Source organism: Burkholderia sp. BCC0397 (assembly GCF_902832865.1).
Taxonomy (GTDB): Bacteria; Pseudomonadota; Gammaproteobacteria; order Burkholderiales; family Burkholderiaceae; genus Burkholderia.
In genome coordinates, this window is record NZ_CADFDL010000016.1 from 1 (window position 1) to 13,206 (window position 13,206).

Below are 13,206 nucleotides of genomic sequence, written 5' to 3' on the forward strand. Positions count from 1 at the left end.
CAGCGTTCAATCTGAGCCAGGATCAAACTCTTCAGTTTAAACCTGTTACTGTTTTCGGTTCTTTCGAACCGGTCGCTCACTCAAAGCTGACAGGAATATGAATCACTTCATAAACCTGACTTACTTTAGTGTGAGACTCTTGATACTTTCGCTATCTGATCCGAGGATCAGCTCGCTTCCATCAAGCGCCCACACTTATCGGCTGTTAATTTTTAAAGAGCATTTCTGCGAGGAACCTGAAGTTTCTCAGCAGCGCTGCGTTTTCAGCAGCAGAGAAGCGAGATTATCAACCGTTTTTTAAAACTCGTCAACAACTTTTTTAACTACTTCGTTGCGACGACTGCGGTTTAATTTCGCGTGCACTGGAATCGATAAAACCGACTTCAACAGTACCGCTTCTCTCTTCTCCCCTCGCGCTGCGTTTCCGTTAGCGCGAAAGAGGCGTGATTCTATGCATCTGGCCCGGTCTCCGCAACCCCTTTTGTGAAATATTTTTGACATGCTATGGCGGGGACCGCTGAGCACCTCCTAGTGCTCATATATAGGCGACACGGCAGGAGCAGTCTCAGTCGCCCGCGAACAGCCCCGCCGTATCGAATGCAACGCTCCGTCGCTCACCGCCCCACCATCGCCCTCACCACGCCGTCCCGCCGAATCAGCCCGTGATACAGCGCCGCGGCAAAGTGCGCGAGGAACGTCAGGAAGAACAGATACGCCAGCACCCGGTGCGCGACCCTGAGCCACGCGAACGCCACCGGATCGGCCGACACCAGCGCCGGCAACTGCACGCCGCCGCCCAGCGTCACCGGATATCCGCCAGCCGACAACATCGCCCAGCCGATCAGCGGCATCGCCACCATCAGCGCATACAGCACGAGATGCGACCCGTGCGCGGCCACCTTCTGCCACCACGGCAGATCCTCGGGCAACGCCGGCGGCTTCGACAGAATCCGCACCACGATCCGCACACACACCAGCACCAGCACCGCCACACCGAGGGGCTTGTGAATCGCCACCAAGATCTCGTGCCGCGCGGAAACCGACGCCACCATCCCCACCCCGATGAACAGCATCGCGAGGATCATCGCGGCCATCACCCAATGCAGCACCCGCGCCGGCAAGCTAAACGTCGTCGAAGCCTTCATTACCGTCCCTCCCCACTCAATCGCGCCACGCCTGCCACGCCGGCCTCTTCACTCGTGCGCCGCAGATACGAATCCGCATACGCGGCCGAGCGCGCCGCCAGCAACGGATCGCCCGACACCTGAATCCCCTGCGGCAACACCGTCGGGTCGTAATTCACATCGCGGCACGGGCCGCTGTCCTGCGCCTCCACGCGGTCGAGCACGAGCGTGCCCGCATCGATCGTCGTGCGCTGCGTGGGCCAGATCTTCGTCGCGTCGTCCACCGGGTCGCCGGGCTCCGCCAGCGTGACCAGCAGCTTCCACTTCTGCGCACCGGCCGCGATGCGCTGCGTCACGTCCTGTTGCAGCACGTTCGGATCCGCGGCCGTCGCGACGTCGCCGGCGCCAGCCGTCTGCTCCGGCACGACGCGCCACCGCACCGCGTGGCGCTTGCCGGCCGCGTCGACGAAGTAGAACGCGTTCAGCCCGTAATAGCTTTCGGTGACGTAACTCGCGCTCGGTTTCGCACTCTTCACCCACTTCAGGAACTCAGCCGCTTCCGGGTGCGCGCCGAAAAACGCCTTCACCTTTGCCGGATCGGGTTTGCCCGTCTTCGGATCGGGCCGCGTCGCGAGCGTCTGCTCGTAGAACGCCTGCGGCGTCGCCACCGGAAACACCGGCATCGCGTTCATCCCGGTTCGCCATTGCTCGCCGTCCGGCGCAGTGAGCTTCAGCGCGAGGCTGCGGATCGGCACGCTGCTGTCGGGCGCGTACGGATTCCCGCCCGGCAACGCGAAACGCCCGACCACCGGCGTGCGCACCGCCTTGAAGAACGGCGCGACCGAATACGCGCTCGCGGCGCCGTTGCCTTCGAAATAGCCCGTCACGCACACGCCCTTCGCGTGATTGCGCCGGAAGCCGGGATGGATACCGCTGTTGGTCTGCAGCGCGTCGACGAGCCGGTGCGGGGTAAGGCGCGCCGGCGCGAGCCACCCGCCGGCATACCCGAACGCCGCGGCCGCGCCGGCCACCGCGCCGCCGATCACGGCCCAGCGCCACCATCCGCGCCCGGGCTCGCGCTGCGGCGAAGAAGAGGAAGATTGCTTCATGAATGCACTCCCGATCGTCAGATCATTGTCGAACGCGCGTAGGACGCCGCCCGCACCGCTTTATTCCACGAAAAGTTTTTTCGTATGCTGGAGGGAATAACCGATGCCGGCCGGCGTCCTACGCGGCATCTACGACCCTTTCGGCAACCGGCCCGGCCATGCCCTCCACCGCCCTCGACGACGAAGCATTGCGCGAACTCATCCCCAGGCTGCGACGCTTCGCGCTCTGGCTGGCGCGCGACGTTCACGCGGCCGACGACCTCGTCCAGTCGACGCTCGAGCGCGCGCTATCGCGCTGGACGAGCCGTCGCGACGACGCGTCGCTGCGCAGCTGGCTCTTCACGATCCTGTACCGGCAATTTCTCGACGGCAAACGCAGCGCGAAGCGCTACGCGTGGCTGCTCGGCCGCATCCGCGACGACGACGAAGCGCACTGGCCGTCCGCCGAACGCGAATTCGCGGCGCGCGCGACGCTCGAAGCGTTCGGCCGGCTCTCGGACGAGCAGCGCAGCCTGCTGCTGCTCGTCGCGGTCGAAGGCTTCACCTATCAGGAAGTGGCTGACCTGCTCGACGTGCCGATCGGCACCGTGATGTCGCGGCTCTCCCGCGCGCGCCAGGCGCTGCGCCAGCTCAGCGACGGCGAACTTCCTGCTCCTTCCTTGCGGTTGATGAAAAAATGAACACGCCTCCGAACGAACATGACCTTCAGGCCTATGTCGACGGCCAGCTCGACGACGATGCGCGTGCCGCGGTCGAGCGCTATCTCGCGCTGCATCCGGCGCGCGCGGAACAGGTGAAGCAATGGCAGCAGGACGCGCAGCGGTTGCGGGCCGCGCTGGAGAGCGTGCGGATGCCGGCGGACAACCCCGCGCTGGACCCGGCGGCGATTCGCGGCCGGCGGGCCGAACGCTCGCGGATGCGGTTCGCAATGGCGGCTTCGTTCGTGTTCTGCGTCGGGCTGGGGACGTTCGGCGGATGGCAAGCGCGCGGGTGGCATGCGGCGCCGCCCATCGCGCCGATGAGCGATGCGGTCGAGGCTTACCGAATGATGGTGGTCGATCAGACGGCGAAGGTCGATTACCGGCCGACCGGTGCGGGCGATTTGCAGGGGTGGCTCACCCGGCGCGTGGGGGCTGCGGCGAAGCTGCCGGATTTGAGCACGGCGGGGTTCATGCCGGTTGGCGGACGGTTGTTCACGACGGACAGCGGGGCCACGGCCGCGATGGTGCTCTATCAGGATGACGCGGGGCGGACGTTGAGCTTCTATCTCCGGCCGGCGGAATCGGAACATCGGCTGCTGCCGGCCGGGCAACGCGTGGATGGCGCGTTGCTGGCGCGGTACGGATCGGTGAACGGGCTCAATTATGCGGTGGTCGGGCCGGCCGGGAGCGTCGGGGAGAAGGCGGTCGTGCAGGCGCTCGATCAGCAGACTTGAAGTGGTACGATGCGCGCCCGGTTGGCGGTTGGTGGTGGCCGCCAGCGCCCTTTGCGGGGCGGCTCGGCGGGCTTGAACCGGTTCACGCTCACCACTCGGATGCACAGTGTTTCGACTGACTTTCCCTGGCTGTTATTCACATCGAAACCACGCCGGCGCCCTCACCTTTAAAATCACAGGGTTTCGAGTCGCCGCGGAACGGGATATCCACATCGATCATGGCGGTGCCGCATGCTGACTTCGGTCGGTTCGCTCGCCTTCGGCATGCACAGCGTTTCGGGTTGTTTTGAGCGTCGATATCCACAAACCCAGGTGATTGACCTGGCCGTCTCCCCGGGTTCGACTGCCTTCACCAGTTGAATGCACAGGCTTTCGAGTGGCTTGGGGTCGACGATATCCACAAGGCCCTCGACTTCCGGACGTCGCCGGCGATTTGTTCACTTCCCTCTTTCATTGTCGGCGAAGCCTTGCCGGACAAGGCATTCAGACCGACGAGTCCATCGAAACCGGGATCCTCACCTGTCGGATGCACAGGGTTTCAACTGGATCGGTGTGCCGGTTGTCCACATGCGGCTATTTCTTGCGCTCCACGAACGTACTACCTTCGTAGCGGTACTCGCGGGTCACCGGGCCCGCACCGTCGATGTTGGTCCACGTGACCTTGAAGCCCACGGGATCGTTGATCCATTCGATCGCGAGGTAAAGCAATCGATTATCCCCATCGGTGTCGAGCGACACGCTATCCAGGCAACGTATCTTGCATGATTCGCGTCGACGCTCACCGATCGAGCGCACAGTGTTTGGATCTGTTTCTCGGGTCGGTTATCCACACAGCGCCGCCCGCACTTCGGGTCACTTCGTCCCGAATATCCCGAGAATCTCTCCAGTTTCCGGCGCGATCACGTAGTGGATCGACTTCCCAAGCCGGTTTGCATTGCCCAGCCCGCGCATGCCGGGAATCAGCTTCGCCATGAACGTGATGGTGATGACATCGTCGTCGGGCCCCGGATCCACCGTGGATGCCCTTTTGTCCGTGATGCAGATCTCGAAGTTGTGCAGATCCTGCCCGGTCGCCGCAAAGTCTTCGTAGGCCGCCTTCAGGCCGAGCAACGTCGCGGTGTTGAGCGTGACCGAACACCGGTCGAGCGTGCCGAAATTCAATGTGCTCATCGCGTTCTCCGAATCTCACCGGGTCTGGGTCCGGGTCTGGTTCGCGTCCAATACATGCGGCGGCTCAAGGAAATACTGCGACTCGTCGGGAATGACGCCGTCCGCGTAACGCCGGTCTTCCCACAGCAATCGCCAGCACGTCGGGATGAGCAATCCCGGAAAATCATCCGTGAGGTTCGGGGCACGCGTGCCCCGAATGAAATAATTGAAGCAACCTCCATTACGCAAACTGGGCATGACGATCGGCATGATGCCCGGCCGCCTCGACCACTCGACGACGACAGGCTCCCAGATGCCGTCGCAAGGCACTTTGCGGCCGGTCCAGATGATCGGGCCCACCGCTTGCGGAACCGCGGGCAGCGCCTCCGGAAACACCGGGTACGAAAGCGTGTGGAAGTTGCGCTCATAGGCATCCGGGGACAACAGCCGTCTTGCCGAGCGCAGTGGTGCGAGGCTGCCGAATCGATCGCCCGAATCGAGCGGCGCATACTCCATCTGGTATTCCGATGCATGCAGCAGTCGGGCCAGCGCGTCGATCTTCGGCGGGTATGGGGCAATCTGCCCACCGCGATCCCAGTAATCGGGATGAGGGTAGAAATACGCGTCCAAGAGGTGATATTGCCGGTACACGTGCTCGAACGGCCCACCGCTCCGCCAGCCGAGCCGGTTCCCTCGGGCCAGCTCGGTCAGCCCTCGATCGTAAGCGGCGAGAATGTCGGCGATGATCGGAAAGTGGGTGTCCTGGATGGCATCCGGATCGTCATCGGGCCACGTGTTCACTGCATGCTCGTACGCGTTCGCGAATCGCGCAAACGCATCGCGCTTGCGCGTCCAGAGCGACAGGCTCGTCAGGCGTTGAAGCAGCCAGAAGATCTTGCGCCGGGTGGCGTCGTCCGTCATGTCGTACTGCTTGAACGTGTCCGTCACGATTGCTCCGTTGCGCTCATGTGGGCGTGTCGTCGCGGTCCAGGCCGCTGCGCTTCAACACCTCCCGCAGGCATACCGGACACACACGCTCACCGGCGTCCCGCAGCCTCACGAACGTCGCCCGATCGTCGATGCGGAACGTCGATTCAACGATGTCGATATCCGGCCCGAGCACCTTGCGCAGAAACGCTTCGTCGAACCAGTGCTTCGGTTCGTGCTTCATGCTGCCATCCGTCACCTGCACGACATGGCAATCGTCGCGGATCACGTCGATCGACAGGATCGCGGCTTCGATATCCGGCGACGTGCGCGTCGGCAAGATCAATCCGTGTAGCTCGCATTGCGCGTGATTCGACGGCCATTTTGCGTCCGCCGCGACAACGGACGTATCGAATGCCTGCTCCTTCGTCGTCGGCTTATAGGGCGCCTCGCCCGAGCGCACGAGCAGCTCGTCCAGGCATGCCGAACACATATGCTCCCGCAAGCGCTCCAGCGCCGCAATCTTCGGAAACGCCTTCACGTGCGCAACGCTGTCGACGAAGGTCGCATCGACCTCGTGCGCGTCGAGTTCGGCGCGCAGCATCCACATTTCACGGCTGTATTTCGGCCGGTCGAGCGAGACCTTCGCGAGTTCGCCGGGCAAAAACTGTCCGCGCTGCCGGATGCGCGCGGCGATGCCCGTCGACGTCGTGATCCCGTTATCGTATCCGTGCCGATGGCACATGATCGGTCCCATTACCGGCTCCGGTTGCGGGTAGCACTCGGGGCGCCCGGGTCTTGCTTCGGTTTCATCGTGTCGCTCGTCGTTATCGGTGGCTACGTCATCGCGTTGCCTCGCGTGATTCAGTCATGCCGTTCGATGACGTATTGCGCCGGCCCGCGCCATGCAATCGAACGGTACCCGCTTCGAACGACGCCGATCTCCCGGTAATACTCGACGAGTGCCTGTGGGCTCCAGTCGCGGCCCGCGGAGAACAGCGCATCGAGATCGATGAGCGCGGCAACGAGCGCCTGGCGATCGTTGCCGTCCGCGATCGCACGTTCTCAGCGATCGGCTTGCCGGGCGAAGCCCAACCTCACCAGTTCATCGGCTGCAGTCGCCGCGTCGGTCACGACAACCGCAACGTGGCCAGCAATGTCCGTCACCAGCATCTCATCGCCAGGCGTCTTCATTGCGCGCTTCGTCGAGTGTCATCCGCTGTGATCACCCTGCCTCCATCGTGAGCTATCCAACGATCTTCGCGACGTCCTCGCCGGACAGCATGCCGACACGATCAACAGACACCCCGTAGTCGAAATCGAACTTCACGTCGAATCGCTCGCCCTTGTAGCGGCAACACAGCACCTCCGCTTCCGGTATCGACACGCGTTGCTCGAACACGATATCGCCCGGATCTCGCTGCATCCGATGCACGACGGTGTCGATATCGGGGGCGCGTCGAGCCGGGTCAACGAAGAATCAGTCATGTGCCGCGAGCCCGTTCGCCGGCGATTCTACAGACATGACAGCTCACGCATTGCTCGAGCGCTTCACAGCGTTCCGCTTCGTTCATCTGCCCGCTGCACGCAGTGCATATCCTGGGCGGATCACAGTCGACGGACTGTGCTTATCCAAAGGTGTTAACAGGGTTCGTATATATACGTAGTGATAGTTAACAAGCCCTGTGCGTCACAGTGGATAACCTCTGTAACGCACTGAATTCTCAGCGCGAAGCGAAATGCATAACCCTGGGTGTGCGACGTGAACAGCGCCCGGCAGCACAGAACAACTTTTCGTCGATTCACAGCCGCGCCGACATATCCTCAATCGCTCCACTGTGAATCCAGAGGCTTGCCGGATGGTTATCCAGAGGGCAATGTGGATAACATCACCGCGCATCGACGCGTTTTGCTGTGATGCAAACAGGTGAAGCCAACGCTGCGGGCATCACCAGGCCACATCGATCGTCAGCCCCGCACGGCCCGATTCAAAAAATTTTCACGAAGGGGCTTGTGCTCCCCCAAAACCCTCTCTATAATTCGCGGCTTCTTAGGCTCGTAGCTCAGTTGGTTAGAGCACCACCTTGACATGGTGGGGGTCGTTGGTTCGAATCCAATCGAGCCTACCAACGAACAAAATGAAGGGGTCCGGCAGCACAACTTGCCTACAGGCAACGCGGCTCGCCAAACATACAAACGCCACGCGGCAACTTCGCGTGGCGTTTTTCTTTTCCGGTCCGAAACAACGTAAAACAACGCATGAAGCCCCGACGCGTTGCGCGATACGCGGCCCGGCATCGCATCGTCATCGACCATCCGATCCGCCACACAACTGCCGCTGCACGGCGCGTAGAATCGTGTGCGCATCGACGCGGCTGTTCCGACCGTCGCTCGATCTCCATCTCATCAAAACAACGACGCGCGATCCGCGCGACTGAGAGCACACGATCATGTCCGAGGTCACGACCGCCGCATCGTCCGCAAGCAACGACGAAATCGCCGCTTACGTCGGCACGAAGGCAGCCTGGTACGAACGAAAATGGGCGACCGCCGATTCGCGCAAGAGCCGGCAGTCGTGGAACTGGGCCGCGTGCTTCCTCGGCCCGGTCTGGATGGCGTACCGATGCATGTACTGGCAGGCGGCCGCCGTGCTTGCCGCCACGCTCGGCATCACGCTGCTCGAGTTGCTGTACTTCCCGACATACTTCGAATCGAGCACGCTGGACCCGATCACCATCGGGATCGCGGTCTCGCTCGGCTGGTGCGGGAACAGCCTCTACAAGCGGCACGTCGAGCGCCAGATCGAAAAACTGCGCCCGAACGCGACGTCCCGCGAATCGTTTCTCGCGCTGCTCGAGGCGCAAGGCGGCACGAACCGGCTGGCCGCGGTCGGTTTCGCCGTCGCGACGCCGCTGCTCGGCGTACTGCTGTTCATGATCGGCAACGCCGGAGGCGCGATGTACTGATCGCGGTCGCCGGCGATCGGCAAACGCAGGGCAGAAAGAAGAGGGCGGACGGCGCCGTCGCCATGCATCCCCACGGCACACGGCGCATGCTCGCGCCGCCGTCAATGCAGATGCTTCAATTTGTCAGGATTGCGCACGACATAGATCGCGACGATCTTCCCGTCGTCGATCTCGAGCGCAGTCGTCTGCAGCTCGCCGTCGGCTTCCAGCGTGACGAAACCCGGTAGCCCGTTGATGAATCCGGCCCGCACGAGCTTCGACGCATGTGTCGCGAACAGCTCGGCCAGGTACGCGTGCACCCGCATCACGAGTTCGAAGCCGAACACCGGCTTGCCGGCCGCCGTGCGCTTGCCGCCGCCGTCCGAATGCAGGCTCACGTCCTCGGCGAGCATCGCGCCGAGCGCGCGCATGTCGCCGCTGCGTGATGCCGCGAAGAACGCTTCGGCCAGTTCGATCCCGCGCTGCTTCTCGACATGAAAACGCGGTCGCGCCTCGCGCACGTGCGTGCGAGCCCGCGCGGCGAGCTGCCGGCACGCGGCCGGGTCGCGCTGGATCGTCGTGGCCACTTCGTCGAATTCGAGGCCGAACACGTCGTGCAGCAGGAACGCCGCGCGTTCGAGCGGCGAGAGCCGTTCGAGCGCGAGCAGCAGCGGCAGCGTGACGTCGTCCTGTTCGTCTTCCTCGACGACCGGTTCGGGCAGCCACGGGCCGATATAGGTCTCGCGCTGGTGCCGCGCGGACTTCAGCTGATCTAGGCACATGCGCATCACCATGCGGCGCAGGAACGCCTCGGGCACGCGCACGTCGGTACGGTCGACGTCCATCCAGCGGATGAACGCCTCCTGCACCATGTCCTCGGCGTCCGCGACGGAACCGAGCATCCGGTACGCGACGCGGATCAGCGTGCGACGCAGCGGATCGAAGCTCGCCGCCGCGTCGGCCCGTTCGTCGGTGCTGCTGTTGGCCGGGTCGAGGTTCGGCATCAGGCCACCATCTTCGCGGCGGCGGCCTTCGCGTCGGCCGGGTCGACCCACAGCCCGAAGCCGACGGCGAGCCGGTTCCAGCCGTTGATCACGTTGATCATCACCGTGAGTTTCACCTGTTCCTCCTCGCTGAAATGGTCGTTCAGCGCCGCATAGGCCGCTTCGTGCGCCGCGTGGCCCTCCGACAGCCGCGTGAGCGCCTCGGTCCAGCCGAGCGCCGCGCGTTCGCGGTCGGTGTAGCAGGGCGCTTCGCGCCACGCGGCCAGCAGGTAGATGCGCTGCTCGGTCTCGCCTTGCTCGCGCGCCTCGACGGTGTGCATGTTAAGGCAGTTCGCGCACGCGTTGATCTGCGACGCGCGGATCTTGACCAGCTCGATCAGCGTCGGCTCGAGGCTCCCGGCAGCGGCGACCGACACGGTCATCCAGCTCTTCATCAACGCGGGAGCGGCGGCAAACGGATTGAGTTTCGCAGTCATGGTTCCTTCTCCTTTCGTGTGGGTTCCGCTGATATGACGAGCGAGCCCCCCGCGGGTGTGACATCGATGCAAAAATTTTTTGCGGCCGGAGAAGAAAGCGACGGCACGCGAAGGGCGGAGCCGTTGAGCGGGGCACCGAGAAGGACGCGATATCGACTGACGAATCGGCTGCATGACGCGGCTTCTCCGACGAACATGCGCCATCGACCTTTCACGCACGGCGTGCGGCTGTCACCGGACGTCAGTAGTACGCAGCCGCGGGCACGCGCATTGCACTCGTCGGTCGAACCCTGCCACGACGGCTGCCGACGGTTCGTGACGCGTGCGACGCCCCAATCGAGAATGCTTTCATTTTTCTTTCGCCTTCGTTTCATCCAAAATCCGATTCGCGACGTTCACATTTCTGGCCCATACTGTTCTGCACGGGCAGATGAAGTGAAGCCGCACCAGCGGCCCGGCGCGCGCGCCGGCTGCCCGACGACGCAGCAGCAAATCGCACGTCAGCCGCGCGCACTCCAGCGCAAGGCTTTCCCTTTTCCGGCAACGCAACGCAGCGAATCGCGACGTGAACGGTAAACCGATGAGCCTCCTTGCATCACAGCTTCAGCGCCGTTACCAGGACGTGCGCGCCCACAGCGTCGCATTGACCGCGACGCTGTCCGCCGAAGACCAGGCCGTGCAGTCGATGCCCGACGCGAGTCCGACGAAGTGGCATCTCGCGCATACGACCTGGTTCTTCGAAACCGTCGTGCTGATGCGCCGCGTGCCCGGCTACGCGCCGTTCGACGACGCATTCCAGTTCCTCTTCAATTCCTATTACGAAGCGCTCGGCCCGCGCCATCCGCGGCCGCAGCGCGGGCTGCTCACGCGCCCGTCGCTCGACGAGGTGCATGCGTACCGGCAGTACGTCGACGACGCGATGCTGCGCGCGCTGGCCGACGCCGATGCGGCGCTGCTCGATGCGATCGCGCCCGAGCTCGTACTCGGCCTGCATCACGAGCAGCAGCATCAGGAGCTGATCGTCACCGACATGCTGCATGCGTTCTCGTGCAACCCGTTGCGGCCGGCGTTCCGGCCGCGCACCGGTGCTGATGCGGAAGGCACGCTCGCCGCGGGCGACGCCGGCCCGTTGCGCTGGCTGCCGCAGCCGGGCGGGCTCGTCGAGATCGGCCACGACGGCGATGCGTTCTCGTTCGACAACGAACGGCCGCGTCATACGGCGCTCGTGCGGCCGTACGAGATCGCGAACCGCCTCGTGACGAACGCGGAATTCGCGGCGTTCGTCGCGGACGGCGGCTATACGCGCCCCGAATTCTGGCTGTCCGACGGCTGGGCCACGGTGCAGCGGGAAGGGTGGCAAGGGCCCGCGTACTGGATGCCGGACGACGACGATGCGGCCGCCACACGCGTGCGGCGCACCTTCGGCCTGCACGGCGTCGAACCGCTCGCGCCCGACGCGCCGGTGTGCCACGTAAGCTTCTACGAGGCGGCCGCGTATGCGGAATGGGCCGGCGCGCGGCTGCCGACCGAATTCGAATGGGAAACCGCGTTCGCGACCGACGGCATCCGGCAGATGCTCGGGCACGTCTGGCAGTGGACGCGTTCGTCCTATGAGCCGTATCCGGGCTTTCGGCCGCTCGCCGGGGTAGCGGCCGAATACAACGGCAAGTTCATGGTCGGCCAGCAGGTCCTGCGCGGCAGCAGCATTGCGACACCGCCCGGGCACGAACGGCCGACGTACCGCAATTTCTTTCCGCCGGCGGCACGCTGGCAATTCACGGGAGTGCGACTTGCGCGAGACGTCTGACCTGACGGCCACGAGCGGTGGCCTGCAACCCGCCCGCGATTCGCGGCCGAGCGCGTTCGAGCGCGACCTGATCGACGGACTGTCGCGCACGCCGCGTAGCATTTCGCCGAAATACTTCTACGATGCGGCCGGCTCCGCGCTGTTCGACCGCATCTGCGAACTGCCGGAGTACTACCCGACGCGCACCGAGCTCGGCATCCTGCGCGACCGCGCGGCCGAGATCGTGCGGCGGGTCGGCCCGCATGCGGACATCGTCGAATTCGGCGCGGGTTCGCTCGAGAAGATCCGCGTGCTGCTCGACGCGTTCGCGGGCAACTACGCGAACGCGCCGGCGCGCTACGTGCCGGTCGACATCTCGGCCGACTACCTGCACGGCGCGGCCGCGCGGCTGCGCTCGGCCTATCCGTGGCTCGACGTCGCACCGCTCGCGGCCGACTACACGAAGGCCGAGCAACTGGCCGAGCTGACCGAAACGCCGCGGCGGCGCATCGGCTTCTTTCCCGGCTCGACGATCGGCAACTTCTCACCGGAAGAAGCCGACACGTTCCTGCGCGATGCGGCGCGGCTGCTGCGCGGCGGCGGCCTGCTGGTCGGCGCGGATCTCGTGAAGGACGAGCGCACGCTGCATCACGCGTACAACGACGCGCAGGGCGTGACCGCGCAGTTCAACCTGAACCTGCTGGTGCGCGCGAACGCGGAACTCGGCGCGGATTTCGACGTCGACGCGTTCTCGCACTGCGCGTTCTACGACCGCGAGCGGCAGCGCATCGAGATGCATCTCGTCAGCGACGTCGCGCAGACCGTGCACGTGCGCGGCCACGCGTTTAGCTTCGAAGCGGGCGAGCGCATCCACACGGAGAACTCGCACAAGTTCACGATCGACGGCTTCCACGCGATCGCGCGCCGCGCCGGGTTCGAGCCCGATACCGTGTGGACCGACGCGGACAACCTGTTCAGCGTGCACTGGCTGCGCAGCGTCGACGATATCCGCGCGTAACGCGCGCTGCTGCGAACCGCTCGCGCCGCGGGGTGAGGGCGGTTCGCTTCTCTTGCATACCGGTGTGTTCGATCCGATCGCCGGTTTCGTGCCGAAAATCCCCTTTTTACCGACCCGATGCATCGCTGCAACGGTGTCTGGAATGCCGCCTCTTCCTTGCGCCATAAGGCTTTGCGGGCACCCGTAAACGTCCGTTACCTGTCTCGCATACCCGTTTCACCTGTGTCAGCGTC

Annotated in this window: 15 protein-coding genes and 1 tRNA gene; 7 read left to right on the plus strand and 9 right to left on the minus strand. The window is 64.2% G+C overall.

What is annotated here, in order from left to right; all coding sequences use genetic code 11:
- Positions 1-614 precede the first annotated feature (614 nt).
- Positions 615-1,145: a cytochrome b gene (locus HWX03_RS31590; protein ID WP_175873962.1), complete on the minus strand. Its 531-nt coding sequence runs from the start codon at positions 1,143-1,145 to the stop codon at positions 615-617.
- Positions 1,145-2,233, minus strand: coding sequence for a catalase family peroxidase (locus HWX03_RS31595; protein WP_175873963.1), 1,089 nt, complete (start codon positions 2,231-2,233; stop codon positions 1,145-1,147). Before HWX03_RS31595 ends, HWX03_RS31590 begins: the two co-directional genes overlap by 1 nt.
- A gap of 158 nt (positions 2,234-2,391) precedes the next feature.
- Between HWX03_RS31595 and HWX03_RS31600 the strand changes: the two genes are divergently transcribed.
- Positions 2,392-2,913, plus strand: a complete 522-nt coding sequence (locus HWX03_RS31600; RefSeq protein WP_174389772.1) for a sigma-70 family RNA polymerase sigma factor — start codon at positions 2,392-2,394, stop codon at positions 2,911-2,913.
- Positions 2,910-3,668, plus strand: coding sequence for an anti-sigma factor (locus tag HWX03_RS31605; RefSeq protein WP_175873964.1), 759 nt, complete (start codon positions 2,910-2,912; stop codon positions 3,666-3,668). The genes HWX03_RS31600 and HWX03_RS31605 overlap by 4 nt, the downstream gene beginning before the upstream one ends.
- Before the next feature lie 573 nt (positions 3,669-4,241).
- Here the strand turns inward: HWX03_RS31605 and HWX03_RS37290 are convergent.
- The 4 genes from HWX03_RS37290 to HWX03_RS31620 form a co-directional block, all read right to left on the minus strand.
- Positions 4,242-4,376, minus strand: coding sequence for a hypothetical protein (locus tag HWX03_RS37290; RefSeq protein ID WP_279612257.1), 135 nt, complete (start codon positions 4,374-4,376; stop codon positions 4,242-4,244).
- Positions 4,377-4,520: 144 nt separating this feature from the next.
- Positions 4,521-4,838, minus strand: a complete 318-nt coding sequence (locus tag HWX03_RS31610; protein ID WP_175873965.1) for a hypothetical protein — start codon at positions 4,836-4,838, stop codon at positions 4,521-4,523.
- 15 nt (positions 4,839-4,853) lie between these two features.
- Positions 4,854-5,765 (minus strand): Imm72 family immunity protein, encoded by a 912-nt coding sequence (locus HWX03_RS31615; RefSeq protein ID WP_175873966.1) that lies wholly within the window; start codon positions 5,763-5,765, stop codon positions 4,854-4,856.
- A gap of 16 nt (positions 5,766-5,781) precedes the next feature.
- Positions 5,782-6,501: a hypothetical protein gene (locus tag HWX03_RS31620; protein WP_175873967.1), complete on the minus strand. Its 720-nt coding sequence runs from the start codon at positions 6,499-6,501 to the stop codon at positions 5,782-5,784.
- Between the two features lie 113 nt (positions 6,502-6,614).
- Between HWX03_RS31620 and HWX03_RS31625 the strand changes: the two genes are divergently transcribed.
- The gene (locus HWX03_RS31625; protein ID WP_175873968.1) at positions 6,615-6,989 is read left to right on the plus strand and encodes a hypothetical protein; all 375 of its coding nucleotides are present in this window, start codon (positions 6,615-6,617) and stop codon (positions 6,987-6,989) included.
- Position 6,990: 1 nt separating this feature from the next.
- Here the strand turns inward: HWX03_RS31625 and HWX03_RS31630 are convergent, their stop codons facing one another.
- Positions 6,991-7,170: a hypothetical protein gene (locus tag HWX03_RS31630; protein WP_175873969.1), complete on the minus strand. Its 180-nt coding sequence runs from the start codon at positions 7,168-7,170 to the stop codon at positions 6,991-6,993.
- 626 nt (positions 7,171-7,796) lie between these two features.
- Between HWX03_RS31630 and HWX03_RS31635 the strand changes: the two genes are divergently transcribed.
- A tRNA-Val gene (locus tag HWX03_RS31635) sits at positions 7,797-7,873 on the plus strand.
- Positions 7,874-8,194: 321 nt separating this feature from the next.
- Positions 8,195-8,710, plus strand: a complete 516-nt coding sequence (locus HWX03_RS31640; RefSeq protein ID WP_175873970.1) for a DUF2628 domain-containing protein — start codon at positions 8,195-8,197, stop codon at positions 8,708-8,710.
- A gap of 101 nt (positions 8,711-8,811) precedes the next feature.
- Here HWX03_RS31640 and HWX03_RS31645 read toward each other — a convergent pair whose 3' ends face one another.
- Together HWX03_RS31645 and HWX03_RS31650 are read right to left on the minus strand one after the other, a co-directional pair.
- Positions 8,812-9,693, minus strand: coding sequence for a sigma-70 family RNA polymerase sigma factor (locus tag HWX03_RS31645; protein ID WP_175873971.1), 882 nt, complete (start codon positions 9,691-9,693; stop codon positions 8,812-8,814).
- Entirely contained in the window at positions 9,693-10,169 is a 477-nt protein-coding gene (locus tag HWX03_RS31650; RefSeq protein ID WP_175873972.1) for a carboxymuconolactone decarboxylase family protein, read from the minus strand. Before HWX03_RS31650 ends, HWX03_RS31645 begins: the two co-directional genes overlap by 1 nt.
- 580 nt (positions 10,170-10,749) lie before the next feature.
- Between HWX03_RS31650 and egtB the strand changes: the two genes are divergently transcribed.
- Together egtB and egtD are read left to right on the plus strand one after the other, a co-directional pair.
- Positions 10,750-11,976 carry an ergothioneine biosynthesis protein EgtB gene (egtB, locus tag HWX03_RS31655; RefSeq protein ID WP_175873973.1) on the plus strand — a complete coding sequence of 409 codons (1,227 nt, stop codon included), beginning with the start codon at positions 10,750-10,752 and terminating at the stop codon, positions 11,974-11,976.
- Complete coding sequence (egtD, locus tag HWX03_RS31660) at positions 11,960-12,973, plus strand: L-histidine N(alpha)-methyltransferase (protein WP_174389763.1); 1,014 nt, start codon at positions 11,960-11,962, stop codon at positions 12,971-12,973. Before egtB ends, egtD begins: the two co-directional genes overlap by 17 nt.
- Positions 12,974-13,206: the final 233 nt, after the last annotated feature.

Bases quoted from the DNA above. Each gene is read 5' to 3' on its own strand.
- HWX03_RS31590 (WP_175873962.1), bottom strand. From the start codon at position 1,145: ATGAAGGCTTCGACGACGTTTAGCTTGCCGGCGCGGGTGCTGCATTGG.
- HWX03_RS31595 (WP_175873963.1), bottom strand. From the start codon at position 2,233: ATGAAGCAATCTTCCTCTTCTTCGCCGCAGCGCGAGCCCGGGCGCGGA.
- HWX03_RS31600 (WP_174389772.1), top strand. From the start codon at position 2,392: ATGCCCTCCACCGCCCTCGACGACGAAGCATTGCGCGAACTCATCCCC.
- HWX03_RS31605 (WP_175873964.1), top strand. From the start codon at position 2,910: ATGAACACGCCTCCGAACGAACATGACCTTCAGGCCTATGTCGACGGC.
- HWX03_RS31610 (WP_175873965.1), bottom strand. From the start codon at position 4,838: ATGAGCACATTGAATTTCGGCACGCTCGACCGGTGTTCGGTCACGCTC.
- HWX03_RS31620 (WP_175873967.1), bottom strand. From the start codon at position 6,501: ATGGGACCGATCATGTGCCATCGGCACGGATACGATAACGGGATCACG.
- HWX03_RS31625 (WP_175873968.1), top strand. From the start codon at position 6,615: ATGCCGTTCGATGACGTATTGCGCCGGCCCGCGCCATGCAATCGAACG.
- HWX03_RS31630 (WP_175873969.1), bottom strand. From the start codon at position 7,170: ATGCAGCGAGATCCGGGCGATATCGTGTTCGAGCAACGCGTGTCGATA.
- HWX03_RS31640 (WP_175873970.1), top strand. From the start codon at position 8,195: ATGTCCGAGGTCACGACCGCCGCATCGTCCGCAAGCAACGACGAAATC.
- HWX03_RS31645 (WP_175873971.1), bottom strand. From the start codon at position 9,693: ATGCCGAACCTCGACCCGGCCAACAGCAGCACCGACGAACGGGCCGAC.
- HWX03_RS31650 (WP_175873972.1), bottom strand. From the start codon at position 10,169: ATGACTGCGAAACTCAATCCGTTTGCCGCCGCTCCCGCGTTGATGAAG.
- egtB (WP_175873973.1), top strand. From the start codon at position 10,750: ATGAGCCTCCTTGCATCACAGCTTCAGCGCCGTTACCAGGACGTGCGC.